The sequence below is a fragment of the Photobacterium chitinilyticum genome, assembly GCF_004104355.1.
GTDB classification, from domain to species: domain Bacteria; phylum Pseudomonadota; class Gammaproteobacteria; order Enterobacterales; family Vibrionaceae; genus Photobacterium; species Photobacterium chitinilyticum.
Genome location: NZ_RJLM01000006.1, coordinates 186,497 through 209,683 on the forward strand (window position 1 = coordinate 186,497; position 23,187 = coordinate 209,683).

General features: G+C 48.9%; 22 protein-coding genes. 14 read left to right on the plus strand and 8 right to left on the minus strand.

What is annotated here, in order from left to right; translation table 11 throughout:
- Positions 1-8 precede the first annotated feature (8 nt).
- On the minus strand, positions 9-1,661 hold the full coding sequence (locus EDI28_RS16105; RefSeq protein WP_233353406.1) for an AMP-binding protein: 1,653 nt from the start codon (positions 1,659-1,661) through the stop codon (positions 9-11).
- A 577-nt stretch (positions 1,662-2,238) separates the two neighbouring features.
- On the opposite strand from EDI28_RS16105, the gene EDI28_RS16110 reads away from it, so the two are divergent.
- Together EDI28_RS16110 and EDI28_RS16115 are read left to right on the plus strand one after the other, a co-directional pair.
- The gene (locus EDI28_RS16110; protein ID WP_128784907.1) at positions 2,239-2,700 is read left to right on the plus strand and encodes a TetR family transcriptional regulator; all 462 of its coding nucleotides are present in this window, start codon (positions 2,239-2,241) and stop codon (positions 2,698-2,700) included.
- A 182-nt stretch (positions 2,701-2,882) separates the two neighbouring features.
- The gene (locus EDI28_RS16115) at positions 2,883-3,074 is read left to right on the plus strand and encodes a YtxH domain-containing protein (protein WP_128784908.1); all 192 of its coding nucleotides are present in this window, start codon (positions 2,883-2,885) and stop codon (positions 3,072-3,074) included.
- A gap of 117 nt (positions 3,075-3,191) precedes the next feature.
- On the opposite strand, the gene sstT is transcribed toward EDI28_RS16115, so the two are convergent.
- From sstT to EDI28_RS16150, 7 genes are all read right to left on the minus strand, one after another.
- Positions 3,192-4,433, minus strand: a complete 1,242-nt coding sequence (gene sstT, locus EDI28_RS16120) for a serine/threonine transporter SstT (protein WP_128784909.1) — start codon at positions 4,431-4,433, stop codon at positions 3,192-3,194.
- A gap of 285 nt (positions 4,434-4,718) precedes the next feature.
- On the minus strand, positions 4,719-6,440 hold the full coding sequence (locus EDI28_RS16125; RefSeq protein WP_233353408.1) for a BatD family protein: 1,722 nt from the start codon (positions 6,438-6,440) through the stop codon (positions 4,719-4,721).
- Positions 6,434-8,290 carry a vWA domain-containing protein gene (locus EDI28_RS16130; protein ID WP_128784910.1) on the minus strand — a complete coding sequence of 619 codons (1,857 nt, stop codon included), beginning with the start codon at positions 8,288-8,290 and terminating at the stop codon, positions 6,434-6,436. The genes EDI28_RS16125 and EDI28_RS16130 overlap by 7 nt, the downstream gene beginning before the upstream one ends.
- On the minus strand, positions 8,283-9,248 hold the full coding sequence (locus EDI28_RS16135) for a vWA domain-containing protein (protein ID WP_128784975.1): 966 nt from the start codon (positions 9,246-9,248) through the stop codon (positions 8,283-8,285). The genes EDI28_RS16130 and EDI28_RS16135 overlap by 8 nt, the downstream gene beginning before the upstream one ends.
- Entirely contained in the window at positions 9,241-9,768 is a 528-nt protein-coding gene (locus EDI28_RS16140; RefSeq protein WP_128784911.1) for a DUF4381 domain-containing protein, read from the minus strand. The genes EDI28_RS16135 and EDI28_RS16140 overlap by 8 nt, the downstream gene beginning before the upstream one ends.
- The gene (locus EDI28_RS16145) at positions 9,761-10,699 is read right to left on the minus strand and encodes a DUF58 domain-containing protein (RefSeq protein ID WP_128784976.1); all 939 of its coding nucleotides are present in this window, start codon (positions 10,697-10,699) and stop codon (positions 9,761-9,763) included. The genes EDI28_RS16140 and EDI28_RS16145 overlap by 8 nt, the downstream gene beginning before the upstream one ends.
- 23 nt (positions 10,700-10,722) lie before the next feature.
- Complete coding sequence (locus EDI28_RS16150) at positions 10,723-11,679, minus strand: AAA family ATPase (RefSeq protein ID WP_128784912.1); 957 nt, start codon at positions 11,677-11,679, stop codon at positions 10,723-10,725.
- Between the two features lie 446 nt (positions 11,680-12,125).
- On the opposite strand from EDI28_RS16150, the gene urtA reads away from it, so the two are divergent.
- From urtA to EDI28_RS16210, 12 genes are all read left to right on the plus strand, one after another.
- A complete protein-coding gene (urtA, locus tag EDI28_RS16155; RefSeq protein ID WP_233353427.1) occupies positions 12,126-13,400 on the plus strand; it encodes an urea ABC transporter substrate-binding protein in 1,275 nt (424 codons plus the stop codon).
- 96 nt (positions 13,401-13,496) lie between these two features.
- Positions 13,497-15,188: an urea ABC transporter permease subunit UrtB gene (gene urtB, locus EDI28_RS16160; protein ID WP_128784914.1), complete on the plus strand. Its 1,692-nt coding sequence runs from the start codon at positions 13,497-13,499 to the stop codon at positions 15,186-15,188.
- 3 nt (positions 15,189-15,191) lie between these two features.
- Positions 15,192-16,301: an urea ABC transporter permease subunit UrtC gene (urtC, locus tag EDI28_RS16165; RefSeq protein ID WP_128784915.1), complete on the plus strand. Its 1,110-nt coding sequence runs from the start codon at positions 15,192-15,194 to the stop codon at positions 16,299-16,301.
- Positions 16,298-17,218, plus strand: a complete 921-nt coding sequence (gene urtD, locus EDI28_RS16170; RefSeq protein WP_128784916.1) for an urea ABC transporter ATP-binding protein UrtD — start codon at positions 16,298-16,300, stop codon at positions 17,216-17,218. Before urtC ends, urtD begins: the two co-directional genes overlap by 4 nt.
- A complete protein-coding gene (gene urtE / locus EDI28_RS16175) occupies positions 17,218-17,913 on the plus strand; it encodes an urea ABC transporter ATP-binding subunit UrtE (RefSeq protein ID WP_128784977.1) in 696 nt (231 codons plus the stop codon). Before urtD ends, urtE begins: the two co-directional genes overlap by 1 nt.
- Positions 17,910-18,860, plus strand: coding sequence for an urease accessory protein UreD (locus tag EDI28_RS16180; RefSeq protein WP_128784917.1), 951 nt, complete (start codon positions 17,910-17,912; stop codon positions 18,858-18,860). The genes urtE and EDI28_RS16180 overlap by 4 nt, the downstream gene beginning before the upstream one ends.
- 67 nt (positions 18,861-18,927) lie before the next feature.
- A complete protein-coding gene (gene ureA / locus EDI28_RS16185) occupies positions 18,928-19,230 on the plus strand; it encodes an urease subunit gamma (protein ID WP_128784918.1) in 303 nt (100 codons plus the stop codon).
- A gap of 8 nt (positions 19,231-19,238) precedes the next feature.
- Positions 19,239-19,625 carry an urease subunit beta gene (locus EDI28_RS16190; protein WP_128784919.1) on the plus strand — a complete coding sequence of 129 codons (387 nt, stop codon included), beginning with the start codon at positions 19,239-19,241 and terminating at the stop codon, positions 19,623-19,625.
- The gene (gene ureC, locus EDI28_RS16195; RefSeq protein ID WP_128784920.1) at positions 19,626-21,329 is read left to right on the plus strand and encodes an urease subunit alpha; all 1,704 of its coding nucleotides are present in this window, start codon (positions 19,626-19,628) and stop codon (positions 21,327-21,329) included.
- Positions 21,330-21,338: 9 nt separating this feature from the next.
- Entirely contained in the window at positions 21,339-21,851 is a 513-nt protein-coding gene (gene ureE / locus EDI28_RS16200; RefSeq protein WP_128784921.1) for an urease accessory protein UreE, read from the plus strand.
- A gap of 20 nt (positions 21,852-21,871) precedes the next feature.
- Complete coding sequence (locus tag EDI28_RS16205) at positions 21,872-22,480, plus strand: HupE/UreJ family protein (protein ID WP_128784922.1); 609 nt, start codon at positions 21,872-21,874, stop codon at positions 22,478-22,480.
- A gap of 36 nt (positions 22,481-22,516) precedes the next feature.
- On the plus strand, positions 22,517-23,182 hold the full coding sequence (locus EDI28_RS16210) for an urease accessory protein UreF (protein WP_199287455.1): 666 nt from the start codon (positions 22,517-22,519) through the stop codon (positions 23,180-23,182).
- The last annotated feature ends 5 nt before the right edge of the window (positions 23,183-23,187 follow it).

Sequence of the window (23,187 nt, forward strand, 5' to 3'; positions counted from 1 at the left end):
AGGAGAACTTACTCTTCCCACTGAACCAGTTTGTCTTTCGGCCAATGAGCACCTACATCATGGTATTTTTTCTCAAGCAGGTGACGTTTGATTTTTAATGTTGGTGTCAGAATACCGTTTTCAATGCTCCACGGTTCTTTCACCATAAGCACACCCTTAATTTTGGCATGAGACTCCAACTCTTTGTTGATTGTCTCAATAACCTGATGGGCTTTACGCTCATAGCGTGCATGGTCAAAATTAGGAAACTCATGTGGAATCGCTAATAAAATTGGCCCTGGCATCCCCGAGCCGACGACGCACATCATCTCGATATTACTCAGTTCAAACAGGCGTTTTTCAATTGGTACCGGTGCAACAAACTTACCTTTGGCTGTTTTGAAAGTATCGTTTTTACGCCCCTGAATCGACAGATAGCCTTCGTCATCGATAAAGCCGATATCACCGGTATGAAGCCAGCCATCTTTGTCAAAGGATGCTTTGCTGGCCTTTTCATTTTTGTAGTAACCGGAGAACATGCCGTCACCGCGAACTAAGATCTCTTCGTCAGCTGCGATCTTTATTTCGATGCCGGGGCCGGCATTGCCGACAGTACCGATTTTGTCGCTACGGAATGGGTGGTTGATTGTGCTGTAGGCGAAAGACTCTGTCATACCCCACGCCTCAGTGATATTGAGGCCGATGTTTTCATACCAGCGTAATAATCCGGCTGAAACCGGTGCAGAGCCACAACCGAGAACCCGTGCTTTGTCCAAGCCGAGACCATCGGCCAGCTTGCGCTTGATAACCCCAGAGATAAATGGGATTTTGAGTAATATGTTTAGCTTGGTTTGCGGCAGCTTTTCAAGAATGCGCTGCTGGAACAGTGTCCATAGGCGAGGGACTGAAATGAACAGCGTCGGGCGGTGCATTTTCATATCCTCGACAAAGGTGTCAAGAGATTCTGGGAAAGCAACTGGCATTCCGGCCATGACGGAAGAACCGAAGATATACACGCGCTCAGTGATGTGAGCTAGCGGTAAGTAAGAAAATAGCCTCTCGTCATCTTGCATACCGATATGGTCAATGATCCTCTGGGAAGACCAGGCAAAAGCGCCATAGGTTAGCATGGCACCTTTAGGCAATCCTGAAGTACCTGATGTGTAAACAATTGACATCAGATCGTCGGGCTTGTGCTCCGGACGCTCTTCGGAAGGCTTACTGTCAGCAACTAAAGTGTCAAACTCGAACTTGCATGGGGGAGCGCTTGGGTATGAGAAAGAAATCGTAGGTAAATCCGGATGATCTTTCAGCACGGCGTTAATCGCTTTGCTGTCATCTAGCTTGCCGATGAGAAGCGCTTTGGATTCGCTATGAGAGATACAGTGGTCGACAGTTTCCGGTCCTGCTGTCGGGAAAATAGGAACACTGATATAGCTCCCCAGCATTAATGCCAAGTCGGTAATAAACCATTCAGCACAGTTTTTAGACATTAACGCAACGCGATCTCCCGGCTGAATCCCCATGCTTCGCAGCGCAGTAACCAGACTTAGCGCCTTGTCTGCAACTTGAGCATAGGTATAGTCGACAAACTGACGGTCGATAATTTGGCGAAGGTAAACCTCGTCCGGGCGCTCTTCTGCCCACTTCAAAATCATTTCATTAGGTAGAGGCTGCTTCATGAGAGTTTCCCTTAAGCGATCCTTGGGCAGAGGTAAAGTCATAGTCTCGTCCTTGTTGATGTTATCGTCTTGTTAAACTAAATGTTTTCCTACTGGTCCGTCAAGTGTCTATTATCCATTAAACTCCTGTAATTAAGTATGAAAATAGACGGGAACTTGTCAAATAAAACATCTATCCAGAAAAAATTTAAGCACAAAATTTAAACATGTGTATGATTTTTTTCCGTCAGAAAAGCAAATTACGAATGAGTTGTGGCGTAACTTATTGTTTTTTAATATTATTGGCAGCCATCGTGATATTTTGAATATAGAGTACAATTAGTTATTACTTATGCACTTTGATGAGTGTGGGGGTGGTGGCTTATGCGAAATTAATCTGATGCGTGACTTGGTTGGATTTTTGAGTCTGAGCTTTATATTAAGGCTTGAAATATAAAAAAAACCAGTAAGAATACTAGTTAACAGGATAGCATTTTGTAATACTGCTAGCATATTAACAATCAGAACTGTTACAACATGCCATCGGCGTAATCCGATGGAATTTTTGTTGATGTAATAAATATAGAGTCAACTCATTATGCCAAAGCGTAGTAAAGAAGATACAGAGATTACCATCCAGACGATTATGGATGCTGTGGTTGATCAAATTTTGACCTTGGGATATGACAAAATGTCATATACCACCCTGAGCAAGCAGACTGGTATTTCCCGTACGGGTATTAGTCATCACTTTCCAAAGAAGCAGGATTTCGCCAAAGCTCTTGATGGCCGTATTTTTCGCCTTTTTGTAGAGAAGCTTGATTTGGATAATGGCCTGGATGGCTTCGTAACTAGCTGGTTAGCTGCGCTTGATGATGAAAAGTTCCGAGCGACACTGCGTTTGCTTTTCCATCATATTGCTTCTTCGGAATTGACTAATGAGTTTGCCAAACATGGTATAGAACGATTATACGGGCTATGTCAGGAGCGCTTTGGCGGCGAAAGTGGCAAAGAACTTGAGTGGTTGCTTGGAAAATCATTGATCAGCCTTGCAAAATAGTCACTGAATTTTTGGAAAAGCGGCCTCGTTAGAGGCTGTTTTTTTTATGTGTCGTATTAATGTGTCTAAGTCATAAATATATGAATTATCATCACTCCACTTAAGATTTATGATAGCGAACGAGCTAACTCGTAACGTATAATTGTGTGACTTGGTATATATCAAATAAATGAGAAAAATAGATGTTGAAATATATTATGGTAGCGTTGATTGGTATCGGTATTTATATTGGTGTGAGCTACAAAGATCAAATTGAAGATGCCGTTAATTCGCGTCCGATGGAAGAAGTTCAGGACATGCTTGAAACAGCAACCGATCAGGTTTCTGAAAAGGCCAGTGAATTAACTGAGCAGTTTGAAGATTTGAGTAAGTAAGTGTGGAAAGGCTGGTAACTGTTATTACCAGCACTTTTGGGCTTTCAATATCGAATCGAAATTCAAAAAAGAGGCAGCCAGATGGCTGCCTCTTTTTGTTGTGCTGTTAATGATAGCTTAAGACTGCGCTGTCTCAGTCGAAGCCATCTTTGCTTCTTCAGCCTTACATGCTGCAGCAGTAAAGAGAACGTCAGTCGAGCTGTTCAGTGCTGTTTCTGCTGAATCCTGGATAACACCGATGATGAAGCCAACAGCAACAACCTGCATTGCTACATCATTTGGAATACCAAACAGGCTACAAGCCAGCGGGATCAATAGTAGGGAACCACCAGCAACGCCTGATGCACCACATGCAGATACCGCTGCAACCACACTTAGCAGTACCGCTGTTGCCACATCAACCTGAACACCCATAGTGTGCACGGCTGCAAGCGTTAGAACGGTGATAGTGATTGCTGCACCGGCCATGTTGATTGTTGCACCCAGAGGAATTGATACTGAGTAAGTATCTTCATGCAGATCCAGGTTCTTACATAGTTGCATGTTCACAGGAATGTTAGCTGCTGAGCTGCGCGTGAAGAATGCAGTAATGCCACTTTCGCGAATACAACGAAATACGAGTGGATATGGATTCTCTTTAGTCTTGTAGAAGACGATAAGCGGGTTAACTACCAATGCAATGATTAGCATAGAACCTAGCAGCACACCCAGCAGGTGGCCGTAGCTTGCAAGTGCTGCGAAGCCTGTTTCTGCAAACGTATTAGCAACCAGACCAAAGATGCCGATTGGTGCCAGACGGATCACAAAGCGAACAATGAGCGTGATGCCGTTAGAAACATCATGGAAAACTTGCTTGGTCGCATCACTTGCCTGGTGCAGAGCAAAACCTAGAGCGATAGCCCACGCAAGAATACCGATGAAGTTACCTGTCATCAGTGCATTTACTGGGTTATCGACAACCTTAAACAGCAGCGTGTTCAATACTTCAGTAATGCCTTCAGGTGGAGTTGCGCCTGTTGCACTTGCTACCAGAGTTAAAGTGGTCGGGAAAAGAAAACTCATAGTAACAGCAGTAAGTGCAGCCATTAGTGTACCGAAAAGGTACAGAATAATGATTGGTCTCATGTTGGTGTGGGCGCCTTTCTTCTGGTTGGCAATAGAAGATGCGACCAGAATGAAGACAAGGATCGGTGCGACTGCTTTCAGGGCACTGACGAACAGTCCTCCAAGGAAGCCAACTTTAACAGCAGACTCAGGAGAAACGGATGCGATAAGGATACCGGCGACGATACCGATGAGGATCTGGATCACCAGGCTCCCACTCGCGACTCGGGCTAAAAAGGGTTGTGTCTGATTCATATTACGTCCTGCATAATTTTATTATATGTGTGGAAGGATTATATAATGCTCTCGAAACATTTTTTAACAGGAAATACGATATTTTTCCACCTTTCTTTCGATAAACTTTCGGTTAACTCACCATTAACATTCTTTTAGCCTGGTACGGTATGTTACTTTGGGGGCAGGATTTGGCAGAATAGAAACGTTAACAAATGGCAGGGGCGACATTCGAAAATGTTAAAAAAGAAGCTCACGTTACGGGTGAGCTTCTTTTGTTGTATCGGTTATGTAAAGATAACTCGATTATTTACTAGGTACTAAGGGGGTTAGAGCGGAGACTTTCGCACTAGCTTTTCCCGTTATCTTTCCCGCTTGGCCTGTACCCTGAACCAGGCTCATTAGCGCGGTGCTATCCCATTTTTCAGGCTGTTTGCTGAAATACGCCGTCATCATTACATGCACTGCCTGGCGTAGCTGTTCCTGTTGAGGGTGATCCGGATTCTTCTGTGACCATTGCTGATAGTAGGCCTGTACTTTGATTGGATGATTATCTTTGATAGCTTGTTTCATCCCCTCAAGCGGTGCAATGTCTGTGGTTGATTGACTGCTACTGCTTACCAGAGGCGCTTTCTGTGATGCTCGGGCTTTTAACCATAATGCGGTTGTTATTATCCACAGTCCAGCAAAGAAGGCGGTTAGCCAAGGCCAGTAGCCTGAGTCAGTGACAACTTGCACCTCTGTTGTGCCAGTCATTTCGCTATTGTTTGTTGCAGGGGTCGGTTCGGAGAGCAACGGTAGATTTATATTGTTATTGATGCTGTCGCCAGGCAGTACAGTTACCTTCAGTCCATCGATATGACTTGTCTCCTGTTTACTGGTTTCTGTGTTCCACCAGTTGATTGACAGCGCCGGTAGGCTAAGCTCGCCTTGTTCACGTGGCAGGATCACCTGTTTGAGTGTCATCACGGTATAGCCGTTGACAGTGCTGTACACCGGCTTTTCATCATAGACCTTTACTTTGTCAGGGTATTGCAATGTCAGATTTGGCAGGCTGCTTTGCTCGGCATTTTTTATTTGCAAAGTAATGGTTCTGGTTAGAGGATCCCCGACTCGGATTTCTTTGCTATCTGGCTGCCACTGTTGTTCCAGCTGCAAGTCCTGGGTCGGAAGCCACAGGCCTTGATAGCTTGCAGGTTTATCTCTGACACTAAGTTTAAGGTCTCCAGTTTGTTTTTCGACTGGGATCCGTAGGGTCGATCCAAAGCCTCGACCGCTTTTGACAACGTTGCCCCTGAACTCGGCACCACGCAATAGGATTGATCCAGCTTTGCCGGCTGTGATTTGATAGTCACGGGTAATAACTAGATAGCGACGTCCATTTAAAACGGGTTCGGTTTGACGATCATCGCCAACCTGCTTTACTTCCAGGCCATCACCTGATGGTGCGATCAATGTTGCTTGGCTCATTTGCTCGCCAATTCGGATCCGGACTGTATAGCGGATACTTTCACCCACATATAGCTGGTCTTTGTCGATGTCGAAATCGACTCTGATATCTGGTTGGCTAGTGTTTTGGCTTTTGGTTGCGTTGCTGTTTTTTAGTGAGGAGATCTCGATTGGTTCGGTTGTTGTCGCGCCGATACGAAAGCTAGGAATCGTAAATTCCCCGATCTCTTTTGTCGCCAGGGCGACTTTCCATTCGGTACTGCGAGTGATGGCACCATTGATCATCGTCGTGCCGCTGCTGACGTTTGGTCGACCTAAGCTGAAATTTTCTTCAAGCGGTGATAAATCCAACGCATTGGTACTAACGTTGTCATCAATCGAAATGGTTAGCTGGAAGACTTCATTTACTGCAACAATGTTTTTGGAGACTGTTGCAACGGCCTGTGCAGCATAGACAAATGACGATTGCATGAGTGCCAGCAGGGCAATCAGGCTCCAGATATACCGCTTTAAACGGCGATGCAAGCCTGTACGGGCTGTGAGGTTATTCTTCATCATATCCATCTTAAGTCTTACCATGAATTCTCAGTTACCTGAGGAGCTTGTTTCTGACGTGCCTGCAGCATCAACTGGGCACGGATCAATGCACTGGTATCATCAGGTACCTGCTCCAGTTTTTTTAGTACCGGATCACTGGCTGAGAGGGCGTCATGAGGTTGTTGACGGCTCACTGACTGCTTGGCCTGCTGTTTTTTCTCGTTGTCCTGAACATCTTCCTGCGCTTGGCCTGCTTTTATTTGCTGGGCTTCATCCTGCTGCTTGTCATCTTTCTGGTCATCTTTCTGGCTCTTGCTTTGTGGTTGAGAGGCGGGCTGCTGCTCTGACTGTTTTTGGGCGTTTTGATCCGTTTGTGATTGTTGCTCGTTAGCCTGCTCACTTTCGTCAGCCTCTTGCGACTCCTGAGCTTCATTGTCATCCTCGTTTTGCTCGTTTTGCTCGTTTTGCTCGTTTTGCTCGTTTTGCTCGTTTTGTGGTTGTTGGCTCTTTTGTTGATCGTCTGAGGAGGGATCCTGGCTGTCGCTTTTGTTTTCTTCAGACTGCTGTTGCTCTAGAGCCAGTTTCACTAACTCGATATTTTTCTTGGCGTCTGCATGTTGGCTGTCTTCATCGAGAACAGATTGATAGCTATCGATCGCTTTTTCGAACTCACCGGATCTGGCGTAGGCATTGCCAAGGTTATATCGGGACGTGAGATCGCCAAGGGGCTTAAGTGTTTCAATCGCTTGCTGGTAGTTTCCTGCCTTATACTGTGCAACGCCTTTCCACTGGGGGGAGGAAAACTGCTCGGCAGCCGATTCGTAATTCTCCTGGTGGAAAGCATCGTAGCCCAGCTGATCTTGATTTTTCCATGGCGAGGCGAATGCATGATCGACAGGCATAAACACCAGCATTGCCGCGATAACTATGCCACGGCGAAAGCCAAACAAGGATAAGACGATCAAAGGAATGAGCAGCCAGAAACCGTTGTTCACTCGTTCTACCAGCTCCTTTTCCTTCTCTTTGTTAGCATTTTCTTTTGGTTTGGCCGTTGCTGCTACTAGGCTATCAACATCGCGGTTGGTTACTTGAGAGAGTTGCAGCTGACCGCCAGTTTGCTTAACCAAAGGCAGCAGAGTATCAAGTTCAACTTTGGCGACAACGGTCTCTCCCTGACTGTTGGTCAGCAACCTGCCATCGGGCATTCTAACTGGCGCACCCTGACGGGTACCGACTGCCAGAATAGAGAGTCGGTAACGGGTATCAGCCAATAAGGCGCTGGTGCTTGATGACTCTTTGTCACTTAAGCCGTCGGTGACCAGAATAATGTCTCCCTGTCGGTGGCCGGCTTGTTTGAGCAAGTTGATGGCTTCTTCAATACCGGCTGCGGCATTACTGCCTTGGAGCGGCATTATTTCCGGTGATAGGTGTGGGATCAGGCTCGATAGCGTATTGCTGTCTTGTGTAAGCGGGCTGACAACATAGCCGTCAGCGGCATAGGTAACCAGACCAGTACTGCCTTCCTTCCAGCCGGGTAATATATCCAGAGCCTTGTATCGGGCTTGGGTCAGGCGGTTTGGTGTTATGTCTGTCGCATACATAGAGCGGGACATATCCATTACCAGAACACGGGCCCCCGAGATACTGTAGGCTGGCAAGCTGGTTTTTTCCCAGCTGGGACCGGCCAGGGCAATAACGGTGAGCAGCCAGCAGAAGCCTAGCATAGGGACAAAGCCTGTTGAGGCTTGTTGTTGGCCAAGACCCAGCTTTTCGGCAAGGTGAGGGGCTATCAGGCCGTGATTGTGTTGTTTACCCTTTAACCAGGGTAGTAACAAGCTTAGTGGGAGTATGGCGATCAACCACAGCGGATGAAGAAAGGTAAAATCAGCCATGATGTCTCCTCAATAATGCAATGACAAGAGAGAGAAGCAGGGCGATTGCCAATGGATAGCGGAATAGTTCCTGTCGCGGACGCCAGGTTTGCTGCGCAGTGTTGATAGGTTCCATTTGATCAATTAACTGATAGATATTTTCAAGCTCTTGTGGATTTCGGGCCCGAAAGTACTGGCCACCGGTCATATTGGCTATGTCAGCCAGCATTTTTTCGTCCAAATCCTGAGAGGGGTTAACGGTACGGGTCGAGAAGAAAGAGCGTTGCTGCATCTCTTCGGCCCCGACACCGACGGTATAGATGGTGACGTTACTCCGGGAGGCCAGCTCTGCCGCCTCTGCCGGATCGATTACGCCGGCCGTATTGGCCCCGTCACTGAGCAAAATGATCACCCGCTGAGGAGCTTCGCTGTTAATAAAGGTTTTGGTAGCAATGCCGAGTCCTTCACCAATAGCCGTGCTTTGGCCAATCAGACCCAGTACGGTGCGGCCGAGCTGCTCCTGTACGGTGTTGCGGTCGAATGTCAGTGGTGTTTGCAGGTAGGCATGGTTGGCAAACAAAACCAGACCGAGGCGGTCGCCTTTGCGCTTGTCGATAAAGTCATTCAGTACTTGCTTGACCGCAGTCAGGCGATCAATGTTATTGCCTCCTGATGTCACCATGTCTTCGATTGACATCGATCCAGATAGATCGACGGCTAATAGCATATCCCGGTGTTCCGGGTTGATTTCGATAGGATCGCCATACCAAACAGGACGCGCAAGGGCGCCTAGCAGGCAGCACCATGCCAGCGCCATAGTTACTTTTCGCCATCGAGTATCAGGTTGCTGCTGCCCAATCCCTTCGGGAAGTTTGGGCAGGCGGATTGCTACCGGTTGCACGGCAGGTTTGGAAAAGCGATAGACAAAGAACGGAAGAGGCAGTAGCAACCATGCCCAAAGCCAGGAAAACTCAAACATCATCGGCCTCCGTAACCACAGGCAGGTGCTGACCATTGGCAGGCAACCTAGCTTTTGCTAACCATAGTTTTGCTTGCTGGTAGCATGTGTTAAATGCATGTTGCTCTACTACACGCGAAGAGAACAGTCCTTGCTGCCAATCACCCGAGAGGGCAACAAAGCCGCGATGCTTTTCTGCCAGTTGATGGTCAAGAAACGACAGCCACTGCTCACCGGTCAGGCTTGCAACATGTTGGCGGGAGAAATAGGTCATTGCCGTTTGGCGCAGCAGCAGGTTTATTTCGTTAAGCTGTTCTGGCTTATTAAGGCTCTTTAGTCGCCGTAAGGCTTCCTTGCGTGCCTTTTGCTGTATCAGGTGCTGCCTGGTTTTGACAATGAGAACGAGCAGGGTCATAACAGTGGCTGCAATACAAAGCCACCATCCCCAGGATAACGGCCAGAAACCGGGCACGGTTGATAGGTGGACATCTGCCAGAGGCAGTGATGCCGCGATATTATTAGGCGTCATTTGATCAGCCATGGTATTTCTCTATACCTCCGAGTTGCTGCATCAGGGGCAGCGCTGCCGATACTTGATGAAGTGGAATGGCTAGGCTCAAGGCCATGTCGTGAATGAACTGTTGGTGCCCTAGGTATTGTTCGCTCAGTTTTTCGCGGGTTTTCTTGGCTGAAAAATCTAGCCAGACCGATTGTTTGCTGTCTGCAACATGTTCGGTGCCTTTGAAGGCGGTCTGTCCTTGTTCAAGCGGATCGTGGATCTGGACAAACTGAATGCGATTATGCTGTCGAAGTTGACTTAAACGACGTTTGTCTGTTTCAGCTAGCTGATAGAAATCACTGAGTACAACAATCTCGCTGCCTTTGGGGCATAAGTGGTGAAGGTGCTTCAGGGCGGCAGAAAAAGACAGCGGCTCTTGCTCATCTTCGGTGCTTTGGTGGGCATCAATCAATGCATTAATAATTCGCAGCGGCCCTTGTTGACGGGCTGTCGGTTTGCATTCGATCAATTTGGTGCCGGTATAGATAATGGCACCAATCCGGTCTTGCTCGCTGACAGCCAGCCAGCTGAGCAGGCTGGCAAAATGCGCCGCCTGAACTGATTTCAGTAACAGCTGAGAGCCAAACTTCATGCTGGTGCCAAGATCAACCAGCAACATCACTGGCTGTTCGCGCTCTTCGGTAAACAGTTTGGTATGGGTTTTTCCTGTTCTGGCCGTCACACGCCAGTCGATGGCCCGAATATCGTCGCCGGCTTGGTAGGGGCGAACTTCCGAAAAGTTCATTCCCCGGCCTTTCTTACGGCTCATATGCTGGCCATTTAGCTGCGACCACACGCTTTGTGCCGGCGGTAACCAGCGTACAGACTGGTTTTTGTAATGCAGCAGTTCAGCCAGGTACAGGTCAACCCCATCACTGTGTGGCGGCAGAGACGGTGTCATCGGTGGTGTCATAGATGATGTTACGGGTGTTTCGGTCATGCGCAGGCTACCTGTGCGATAAGCTGGCTGATGATGGTATCGGCAGCAATGCCCTCGGCCTGTGCTTCATAGCTTAGCAACAGGCGATGGCGCAATACTGGATAGGCCATTTGCTGGACATCCTCGGGGGTGACAAAGTCACGGCCGCACAGCCAGGCATGGGCGCGGGCACAGCGGTCCAGGGCCAGTGTTGCACGAGGGCTTACCCCGAGCTGTAACCAGCTGGCGAGTTGGTCGCTGTAGCGTTCTGGTTGGCGGGTCGCCATCGTCAGGCGGATGATATAGTGTTCGACTTCCTCGGCCATGTGGATCTTCAGCACCTCTTGGCGTGCCGAGAAAATCTCGCGCTGGCTGACTTGTACTGACTCTGGCTTGTCGATGCCCATTGCTTCCCCGCGATTTAGGCGCAGGATTGCCAGCTCACTGTCTGCATCTGGATAGTCAACGTTAAGCTGCAGCAGAAAACGGTCTAACTGGGCTTCGGGAAGTGGGTAGGTTCCTTCCTGCTCGATCGGGTTTTGCGTCGCCATCACCAGAAATAGTTCGGGAAGGGCGTAGGTTTCTCTGCCCGCCGTAATTTGTTTTTCTGCCATTGCTTCGAGCATGGCGGCCTGAACTTTGGCCGGAGCTCGGTTGATTTCGTCTGCCAGTACCAAGGCGTTAAAGATAGGCCCCGGCTGGAAGGTAAACTCGCCGGTTTCTGGACGGAAGACATCGGTACCAGTCAGATCGGATGGCAGCAAATCGGGTGTGAACTGAATACGGTGAAAACTACCTTCGATACAGTCAGACAACACCTTTACTGCACGGGTTTTGGCAAGCCCCGGCGGTCCTTCGACTAATATATGACCATCGGCAAGCAGGGCGATTAATAGCTGTTTAACGAGATCGGGCTGACCAATAACCTGGCTGTCCAGGAAAGTATTAAGGCGTTGGAAAGTCGACGTTAGCATAGATTGGCAATGTCCTTGTAAAACAAACAGTCAAACAATAAATAATGCATTGTCTGACTTAAGAAAAGTGTTTTAGTTCATATTGCGAATTTGTTCGCTCATTCATTGTACAGCCAGCAGTGTCTGGAGTCTTCCTAGTGTACTGATGTGAATTATAGCGTATTCAGAGAGTTACAATTAAGCCTCTAATATAGAGCGGGCAAACAATGCACGATAGTGTCTTACCATGTGTGCGAAAGTTCCAGCATGGTGCATGGAGAAGAATCGTTGCACCATATTAACCTATTTTTACTGCACCAAATTGTAACTGTAATAGTTGCAGTTCAATATAATTCATTGATTTGCCAGTATTATCTTCTCTAATTCGAAATGATTGTTATTTTGGCCTGATGTTTGCTCCTGTTGGAATGGTTATTCACAAGGAGCTATTTAATATGTCATCCAAGATGTTTAAGAGTACATTTGCCGGCGTAGCTGTATCACTGGCCTTGTCATTCAATGCCATGGCGGCGCAAGACACGATTAAGGTTGGGGTACTGCATTCCCTTTCGGGCACCATGGCAATCAGTGAAACCACCTTGAAAGATACCATTTTGATGCTGGTTGAGGAGCAGAACAAAAAAGGTGGTGTTCTGGGCAAAAAGCTGGAAGCTGTTGTGGTCGATCCGGCATCAAATTGGCCATTATTTGCTGAAAAGGCCCGGGAACTGATTGAAAAGGAAAAAGTAGATGTAGTCTTCGGCGGTTGGACATCGGTGTCGCGCAAGTCGATGTTGCCGGTATTTGAGGAACTCAACAGCCTGCTATTTTACCCGGTGCAATACGAAGGGGAAGAGTCTTCCAAGAATGTCTTCTATACCGGTGCTGCACCCAACCAGCAGGCGATCCCGGCTGTTGACTACCTGATGAACGAGCTGGAAGTCGAGCGCTGGGTATTGGCCGGTACTGACTATGTTTATCCCCGAACCACCAATAAAATCCTTGAGGCCTACCTGGAATCTAAAGGTGTAGCCAAGAGCGATATCATGATCAATTACACCCCTTTTGGCCACTCTGACTGGCAGTCTATTGTCTCTGATATCAAGAAATTCGGTGCGAAAGGTAAGAAAACTGCGGTGGTTTCAACCATTAATGGTGATGCCAATGTACCATTTTATAAAGAACTAGGGGCACAGGGGGTATCTGCCGAAGATATTCCTGTGGTGGCGTTTTCTGTCGGTGAGGAAGAACTGTCAGGGATGGATACCTCTCCTTTGGTTGGACATCTGGCTGCATGGAATTATTTCATGAGTGTCGATACCGACGAAAATGCAGAGTTTGTCGAAAAGTGGCAGAAATTCATCAAAGATGAAGATCGAGTGTCGAACGATCCGATGGAAGCAAGTTATATCGGTTTCAATATGTGGGTAGAAGCGGCTAAAAAAGCCGGTACGACCGACTCCGAGGCTATTCAGCAAGCCATTATTGGTGTGACTGTCCCCAACCTGTCTGGCGGCTACGCAACCATGATGCCAAACCACCATATTACCAAACCAGTACTGCTGGGGGAGATCCAGAACGATGGCCAGTTTGAAGTGGTATGGGAAACCACCGGCGTTGTCGCAGGAGATGCCTGGTCAAATTTCCTTCCTGGCTCAAAAGATCTTTTTGCAAGTTGGCTCAAACCGCTTGAGTGCGGCAGCTTCAATGTCGCCACAGGTAAGTGTGCTGGCGCTAAGTAATAAACCAGTTTGATGCAGTAGAACTGTACGGACTCTGCATTTGAGGTTAGGCAGGTGCGGAGACGTATTCAACTGGTTTTCTGGATGAGTACCGATATGACAAAAAACACATGGTGTTTACCGACGATGGTAGCGCACTTATATAAACTCGTACCAGCGACTTTGCTGGGTTTGGTTTTATTTATTTTTTCCTCCGCTTCGATAGCAGCAGACAGCAACGGTGTTTCGTCTTTTTCTGATGTCGAGACACGGTTGTCACAACGTAACTTCACTAAAAAACAGCAAGCTGTTGAATGGTTGGTTAAATCTCATCATCCTGCGGTGAAGTTGATTTTGGCGGGCTTGCTTGATGGCCAAATTTATTATCAACGCAAGAGCAAGCAGCTGTTTTTGATCACTGAACTGGCCATAAATAAGTCAGCGTACGCCATAACTGGCAGTATTGCCCGGGATCAATCTGTTGAACATGTGATTAGTAACAAGCGCGACTATAAGAAAGTAGCCTTGAATAATCGGCTGCGCACTGCGATCCGTCTTGGCATTGCCCAGTTAGATTTGAACGCTGAGAGTGAGACTTTAAGGTTACAGGCTGCCAAGAGCTTGCTGGGCAATACAAGTGAGACCGTCCAATCCCTTGTTTTGAGTACTTATCAGGACGAATCGTCAGAGGCGGTGAAAGAGGTGCTGGCGCTGGGACTGGCGATTGCCAATATCAAGTCTGATGCTGCCGAGGAACGTCAGGCCGCGCTAAATGTTCTGAGTAACTCATTAGAACTAGTTGCCTTTCGTTCCCTGAGTCAAGCGCTTGATTTGGAACTGGCTAAAAGCAATGGCGATGCCCTATTTATTGCCAATATTGAACGTGCGATTGCTGCGTACCAGCAAAGTCAGCGGATCTATAACACGGCAGAGACGCTCTATTTTGGTTTGAGTCTGGGCTCTGTGCTGGCACTGGCCGGAATAGGTCTGGCGATCACCTTTGGCGTAATGGGAGTGATCAACATGGCCCACGGCGAGCTGATCATGCTAGGGGCCTACACGACCTATGTGATGCAGCAACTGATGCCGAATCATATCGGATTGTCTCTGATTCTCTCGATCCCTGCAGCATTTGTTGTCGCCGGATTGGTCGGTGTCGCCATTGAACGTGGCGTGATCCGGTTTTTGTATGGCAGACCGCTGGAAACTCTGCTGGCAACATTTGGTATCAGCCTGATTTTGCAGCAGGCGGTACGAAGCATCTTCTCCCCGCTAAATCGTTCAGTAGTAACACCAGATTGGATGAGCGGGATGCTGGAAATTAACCCAATGCTCTCTCTCACCTATAACCGCCTTTATATCATCATCTTTTGCTTGCTGGTGTTTGCAGCCTTGGTATTTGTTCTCAAGAAAACCTCGCTCGGACTTCAGGTTCGTGCTGTTTCCCAAAATCGCGCGATGGCGCGGGCAATGGGGGTGCGTTCTGAATGGGTTGATGCGATGACGTTCGGTTTGGGCTCGGGGGTTGCCGGTGTAGCTGGTGTAGCGCTGTCCCAGTTGACCAATGTCGGGCCGAATATGGGGCAAAGCTACATCATCGACTCGTTCATGGTCGTGGTGTTTGGTGGCGTTGGTAATTTATGGGGCACCTTGGTTGCTGGATTGAGTCTCGGTATTTTCAACAAGGTACTGGAGCCTTGGGCGGGGGCGGTACTGGCAAAAATACTGGTATTGGTCTTCATCATTTTGTTTATCCAGAAACGACCACGGGGCTTGTTTCCTCAGCGTGGACGAGCAGTGGAGGGATAATACATGCTTAAAACAATCTTAAAGGACGACCATGGCGGCCAGCTATTATTGAGCTTGCTGCTGGTGGTTGGGTTCACCATTCCGGCTCTTAATCTACTTGTGCCGCAGGGACACTTTCTTCATGTCGAGACATACACCATTACGCTGCTCGGCAAATATCTGACCTATGCCTTGCTGGCATTGGCTGTGGATCTGGTTTGGGGATATCTCGGTATCTTGAGCCTTGGGCATGGTGCTTTCTTTGCATTGGGTGGTTATGCCATGGGGATGTATCTCATGCGTCAGATTGGCGACCGCGGCGTGTATGGCGATCCGGTGTTGCCTGACTTCATGGTGTTTCTGAACTGGAAGGAGCTGCCTTGGTTCTGGCATGGCTTCGATATGTTCTGGTTTGCTTGCCTGATGGTGGTACTGGTACCGGGTGTTCTGGCATGGGGCTTTGGTTCTCTGGCTTTTCGCTCCCGGGTGTCAGGGGTGTATCTGTCTATTATGACTCAGGCAATGACGTTCGCGTTGATGTTGGCATTTTTTCGTAATGAAATGGGATTTGGCGGTAACAACGGCCTGACAGATTTTAAAGATCTTCTCGGTTTTAGCTTACAGTCGGACAGTACCCGGATTGCTTTGTTTGTTGCCTCGGTCGTGGCGCTTATTGCGGGTTACCTGATCTGCCGTGCGGTTATTTCCAGCCGTTTGGGCAAGATAGCCGTCGCGACTCGGGATGCTGAGTCTCGGGTACGTTTTATCGGCTACAACGTAGACCAATTCAAACTGTGGATTTTTGTGTTGTCTGCAGTGTTGGCAGGCATTGCCGGTGCTTTGTATGTCCCGCAAGTCGGCATCATTAACCCTGGGGAATTCGCGCCGCTCAATTCGATCGAAATTGTCGTATGGGTGGCTCTGGGCGGCCGGGCAACCTTATTTGGGGCTATTGTCGGTGCCTTGCTCATTAACTATGCCAAGAGCTGGTTCACCATCGAGTTTCCGGAAGTCTGGTTATTCGCATTGGGTAGCCTGTTTGTACTGGCAACCCTATTTCTGCCTAAAGGGATAACCGGCTTGTTTTCTGATTCACTCTTTGTCAAGTCTTCTCGTAAGGAGGCAGCATTATGACGACTATTCCTCAGCAGTTATCACCCGAGAAACTGGATCAAAGCCAACTAGCTCCTGAAGCCAAGCTAACCCAGTGGCTACCTGCGCAGTTTCGTAAGTCGGTAGGACACTTTGTTCGCCGGGATCAGGTGTTTGACTTCCTAAAGCCACAGCACCATCCCTTGCTCGATACGCGTCACAACATCTTGCTGTATCTCGAAGGCGTAACAAAGTCATTTGATGGGTTTAAGGCGATCGACGATTTGAACTTGTATATCAAGGAAGGCGAGCTGCGTTGCATTATCGGCCCTAACGGGGCTGGAAAGACAACCATGATGGATATCATTACCGGCAAAACTCGTCCCGATGAAGGCCAGGTCTGGCTTGGTTCCAATATCAATTTGCAAAAAATGGACGAAGCCGAGATAGCCAATGCGGGTGTTGGCCGGAAATTCCAGAAGCCAACGGTTTTTGAGTGCTTGTCGGTGTGGCACAACTTGGAACTGGCAATGGCTGGTGAGCGTAGTGTATGGCGCGTGTTTCGGGCCAGCCTTAATGGGGAGCAACGCGATGAGCTCGACAGGGTGCTCAGCTTGATTGGCCTTCAGAACCACGCTGCTTTATTGGCAGGCAACTTGTCTCATGGTCAAAAGCAATGGTTGGAAATTGGCATGCTGCTGATGCAAAAAACAAAGTTGTTGCTGGTGGACGAACCGGTAGCCGGCATGACCCATCAGGAAATGGACCGAACGGCTGATCTGCTTACATCGTTGGCCGGTGATCATTCGGTGGTCGTAGTTGAGCATGATATGGATTTCGTGCGCTCGATTGCCAGCACTGTGTCCGTGTTGCATCAGGGCCATATGCTGGCAGAAGGCTCGATGAGCGAGATTCAATCTGATCCTCGGGTCAAAGACGTCTATCTGGGAGAATCATGATGTTAGAAATAAAAGGACTGAATCAGTTTTATGGCGAAAGCCATACCCTGTGGGACTTGGATATCAGCATTCCCGAAGGAAAGTGCACGGTGTTGATGGGGCGTAACGGAGTGGGTAAAACAACTTTGTTGCAATGTGTCATGGGGTTATTACCGGTCAAAAGCGGTGAGATTGTGCTGCAAGGTAAAGAGATTAGAGGGCTCTCGACTGAAAGTCGTCCCCGACACGGCGTCGGGTATGTGCCGCAGGGGCGACAGATCTTTCCGTTGTTGAGTGTCGAGGAAAATCTTCAGGTTGGATTGCCCATTCGAGCTAAGGGCGATCGAAAGATCCCCGAATTTATCTACGAGCTTTTTCCTGTATTGAAGGAGATGTTGCATCGCCGCGGAGGAGATTTGAGTGGAGGCCAGCAGCAACAACTGGCGATAGCTCGGGCACTGGTTGTTAACCCTAGCCTGCTTATATTGGATGAGCCGACAGAGGGGATCCAGCCCAATATTGTTCAGGAAATAGGTGACATTATTCGTAAGCTGAATCACGAGCTGGGGCTCACGGTGTTGCTGGTTGAGCAGAAGTTACCTTTTGCCCGAAAAGTTGGTGATAGCTTCTGTCTGCTTGATCGGGGGCGAGCTGTGGCGAAGGGGGAAATGGCAAATCTCAATGAGAAACTAATTAAGGAGTACCTGACAGTATGACGGCGATCCATAAGAACACCTTGGCAAATACCTGCAAAACCAAGACGATAAATATTGCGGCAATCATACCCAAACCACTGCCGTCTGAGCTGGAATTGCAACAGGGATGGCGGGCGCAGCTGGAACTTGGCTTTTCATTTAATACTACCAGAACGGTACTTAAGCATCGTAAGCAACTTGGCCCGCTTGCAGTCCAGCGTCCGCTCTACCCAGAGGGTGACATTTGTCATACGTACCTCCTTCACCCTCCCGGGGGGGTTGTTGGTGGCGACAAGCTTTCAATCGCAGTGTGTTCTGAAAATCGAGCCAAGGCACTGGTCACAACACCTGGAGCAACCAAGTTCTATCGCTCTGCGGAGAAGTACGCCTATCAACGTCAGCACTTTACGGTAAAAACAGGAGCAATGCTTGAGTGGTTACCGCAGGAAAATATTTATTTTCCCGAAGCGAGAGTCAGGTTGGATACCGAAATCGATGTTGAACCCGGTGGTCGTTTTATTGGTTGGGAAATGCACTGTTTTGGTCGGCCTGCACTAAAAGAGGGCTTCACTGGCGGGAGCGTGGTCGGTTGCACCCAGCTTCGGATTGGAAATGAGCTCGTTATTGCTGAACAACTCAATGTACATGGAGGTGATCAGCACCAGCAGAGTGCGGGCCTGCGGGGGAATCAGATGCTGGGCACCATGATAGTGACTGAGTCTGACGAGCCATTGCTCAATATGGTACAGACCTTGCTAAATGACTATCAGGAATATTTATTGGAAAACAAGGTCGTAGCCGGTGTCACTGAAGTAACAGATAGTAGTGATGCTCACAGGATCATGGTGGTAAGGGTGATGGGGAACGGTACGGAGCCAATGATGGCGCTGTTTACCCAAGTCTGGCTGTCGGTCAGACAATCCTGGTCGGGTAGGACACCAAATACCCCGAGAATTTGGGCGACCTGAACCTGAGCGATACGGATGATTACCTGAATGATTGTCGTGATGACAACATGGCTTGCTGGAGGAACAGATGGAGTTAACACCCAGAGAAAAGGACAAATTGCTGATTTTTACTGCTGCATTGTTGGCCGAACGACGTCGCGATAAAGGGCTAAAGCTGAATTATCCGGAGTCGGTAGCATTGATCAGTGCAGCGATCATGGAAGGGGCTAGAGAAGGGCGAACCGTAGCCGAATTAATGGACTTTGGCCGGACGATTTTGTCAGCAGAGGAGGTTATGGAAGGCGTCGCAACGATGATCCATGACGTTCAGGTTGAAGCAACATTTCCTGATGGTACCAAGCTGGTGACTGTCCACGATCCGATTGTATGAGGTGCGTGATGTCAGATAATCAACAAGTAGTGCCCAACGCTTTTATTCCCGGAGAACTTCAATGTGCCGAAGGGGAGATTGAACTTAATGTTGGCAAACCGATCCTCTCGGTTTCTGTCGCCAACCTCGGAGACAGGCCAATACAAATAGGCTCTCACTACCATTTTTTTGAAGCCAACGACGCATTGGAATTTGAACGTGAAGCGACGCTGGGTTACCGGCTCAATATTGCGGCAGGCACAGCAACCCGGTTTGAACCCGGGCAAGCTCGTACGGTGGAGTTAGTGAGTTTCGGCGGTACCCAGACTATCTATGGGTTTCAGGGCAAGGTCATGGGATCCGTCGGGCAGGCCATTCTTGTAACCGAAACCGACAGCAGGGAGGCTGGGAAATAAATGGCGACGATATCAAGGCAAGCCTATGGCGAAATGTTTGGCCCGACGGTCGGTGACCGGCTGCGTCTGGCTGATACAGAACTGTGGCTGGAAGTTGAGAAAGATTATACCCGCTACGGTGATGAGGTGAAGTTTGGTGGCGGTAAGGTGATCAGGGATGGAATGGGGCAAAGCCAGTTGCCGTCGGCATTTACACCGGATCTGGTGATCACCAATGCTGTTATTCTTGATTACTGGGGAATCGTCAAGGCCGATGTGGCCGTTAAAAATGGTCGTATCAGTGCCATTGGCAAGGCGGGTAATCCGGACGTGCAATCTGGCGTGGATATCGTTATTGGGCCGGGGACGGAGATTTTGGCCGGTGAGGGATCCATTTTGACCGCTGGGGGCATTGATTCCCATATTCATTTCATTTGTCCGCAGCAAATCGAAGAAGCCCTGTGCTCTGGGATCACCACCATGCTTGGGGGAGGGACCGGTCCGGCGACAGGTACCAACGCGACAACCTGTACACCGGGACCGTGGAACATCCACCGGATGCTCGAAGCGCTGGATACCTTTCCGATGAACTTCGGCTTGCTCGGAAAAGGGAATGCCAGCCTGCCGGAAGCACTGCACGAGCAGGTCGAAGCTGGGGCAGTTGGCCTGAAGCTACATGAGGACTGGGGAACCACACCGGCATCGATTGATAACTGCATGACAGTGGCCGATGATACCGATGTTCAGGTTGCCATTCATACCGATACGCTTAACGAGTCAGGTTTTGTCGAGTCAACACTGGCAGCGATCGGTGAGCGGGTGATTCATACCTACCATACCGAAGGTGCGGGCGGAGGCCATGCGCCGGATATCATTCGGGCCTGCGGTGAATCGAATGTACTGCCTTCATCCACCAACCCGACACGGCCATATACGGTTAATACTGTTGATGAGCATCTGGATATGCTGATGGTTTGCCATCATCTTTCTCCCTCAATTGCCGAGGATGTTGCCTTTGCCGAGTCGCGGATCCGCCGGGAAACTATTGCTGCCGAAGATATTCTTCATGATCTGGGGGCATTCTCAATGATTGCATCCGATTCACAGGCCATGGGACGAGTAGGAGAGGTGATCACTCGAACCTGGCAGACTGCGCATAAGATGAAAGTGCAGCGTGGCAGCCTGTCGCAGGATTCGAATGACAGCGATAACTATCGCCTAAAACGGTATATCGCCAAATACACAATTAATCCGGCGATTACCCATGGGATCAGCCATGAGGTGGGCTCCATCGAGGTCGGTAAACTCGCTGATCTGGTGCTTTGGAAGCCGGCTTTCTTTGGGGTCAAGCCAAGTACAATCATTAAAGGGGGCATGATTGCCGCAGCTCCGATGGGAGATCCTAATGCGTCAATTCCAACACCACAGCCTGTTCATTATCGGTCGATGTTCGGCAGTTATGGCAAAGCCAGCCAGAATACCTCGATGCTGTTTGTCTCGGGATTGGCGAAGTCGGCGGGCATTAGTGAACAATTGGGATTGCAAAGCCTGATTGGGGTTGCCAAAGACTGCCGTAGTATCAGCAAGGCCGATATGGTGCTGAATGACTGGCAACCCAATATTGAAGTTGATTCACAGACCTACCAGGTACGTGCCGATGGTGAACTGCTTGTTTGCGAACCCGCAGACGTATTGCCGATGGCGCAGCGTTATTTCTTATTTTGAGGATCATTGATGATTGTACTTACTCAGATTTTAACTGCACAGGAATCAGCATCATTGACCAGTGGTGCAACACTTAGCTTGCCGATTGATTCACGAATAAAAAGCCGCCTGAAAGTCAACTTGGATGATGGGCGGGAGGCTGGGTTGTTCTTGCCGCGAGGCAAGATCCTGCGTAATGGCGACATACTGCGAAGCGAGCAGGGAATATTGGTCAGGATTTTGGCTGCAGATGAAGCGGTATCGACTGTCTACAGTTCGGATCCGCATCTTATGGCACGGGTGTGCTACCACCTCGGTAACCGTCATGTCCCGTTGCAGATTGAATCCAACTGGGTGCGCTATCAGCACGATCATGTGCTTGATGAAATGGTCGCAGGGCTTGGGACTGTGGTGACGCCGGAAACAGCTTCCTTTGAACCTGAAGCGGGTGCATATGGAGGAAGCAATAGTGGACACTTACATACTGACAGGCATGCGCATGACCAGCAGCATTCAGATGAGCAAGAGCATGAAGCTCGATAACAATCATTCAAGGAAACGATATGGCTAACTTAAACATTACCCGCTCTACATTTATTATTTGCTCTACATTGGCCACATTGCTGGCCTCCGGCACGACGATGGCACACAGTGGTCATGACCTTATTGATAGTGGATTGTTCTCATCTTTTATGTCTGGTGTCACCCACCCGCTGACTGGATTGGATCACTTGGTCATGCTGATCGGCGTTGGATTGATTGCCTCGCAATATAAACAACGATATCAGCAATTGCGGGTCGTGCTGGCCGCTATGCTCAGTATGGTGTTTGGACTGGGCTTCGGTGCGCTGTCTGGGTTTGCTGCAGGCATTGAAGCCATGATTGTGACATCGTTGTATGTTGCGGCCTTAGCTGTTTACTGTCGACATCGATCTGGTGGCAGCAAATGGTCTGTGGCGCTGTCTGCTCTCGCTGTCATTACGGTAATGTTCCATGGTTGGGTACACGGCTTGGAGGCTTCCGCATCCAACTTAATGGCTTTCGCCCCGGGTATGTTGGTGAGTGCCGGATTGCTCGCAATGACTGGTTATCAGTTGGGTCAGTACATTACCCCCAAATGGCAAAGTGTACTGTTGGTGACGAGCAGTACTTTGCTTGCGTTTACAAGTTAATCAGCGCGGCAGGTGATTATGTCCAATACCAGCAATATATTATCGGATTTTCGCCTCTATCAGCTAATGAGTCCCTCCTTGCCTATTGGTGCTTTTACTTATTCACAAGGGCTTGAATGGGCGATTGAGAAAGGGTGGGTTACCGACCAGGAAAGCCTGCAAAGCTGGTTAACTGATGTGCTCCATCATAGTCTGGTGACGCTCGAATTACCGATATTGTCCCGTTTGTATCATGCATTTGAACGGCAAGATATACCAGTGGTAACTCACTGGAATCAGCGGCTATATGCCAACCGAGAAACCAAAGAACTACGGTTGGAAGAGCAGCAACGGGGAAAGGCAACCACAAGATTGCTCAGGCAGTTGAATGAGCAATTCACGCTTTCAGATCTAACCAATGCAGAAGCTAACCAGCTTGCTGGGTTTGCATTGGCAGCCAATCATTGGGGGATTGACTCACAAGCACTGAGCGCCGGTTATCTTTGGAGCTGGCTTGAAAACGCAACAATGGCAGGGGTGAAGCTGATCCCGTTGGGACAGACTGCCGGGCAGCAAATATTACTTTCGCTGTCGCAGCAGTTGCCTGCGGCCCTGAGTGCCTCGAGAGTGGTTCAAGACCATGAAATTGGCAGTTTTACACCGGCACAGGCCATTGCCAGCAGTCGGCATGAAACCCAATACACCAGACTTTACCGATCTTAAGGAAT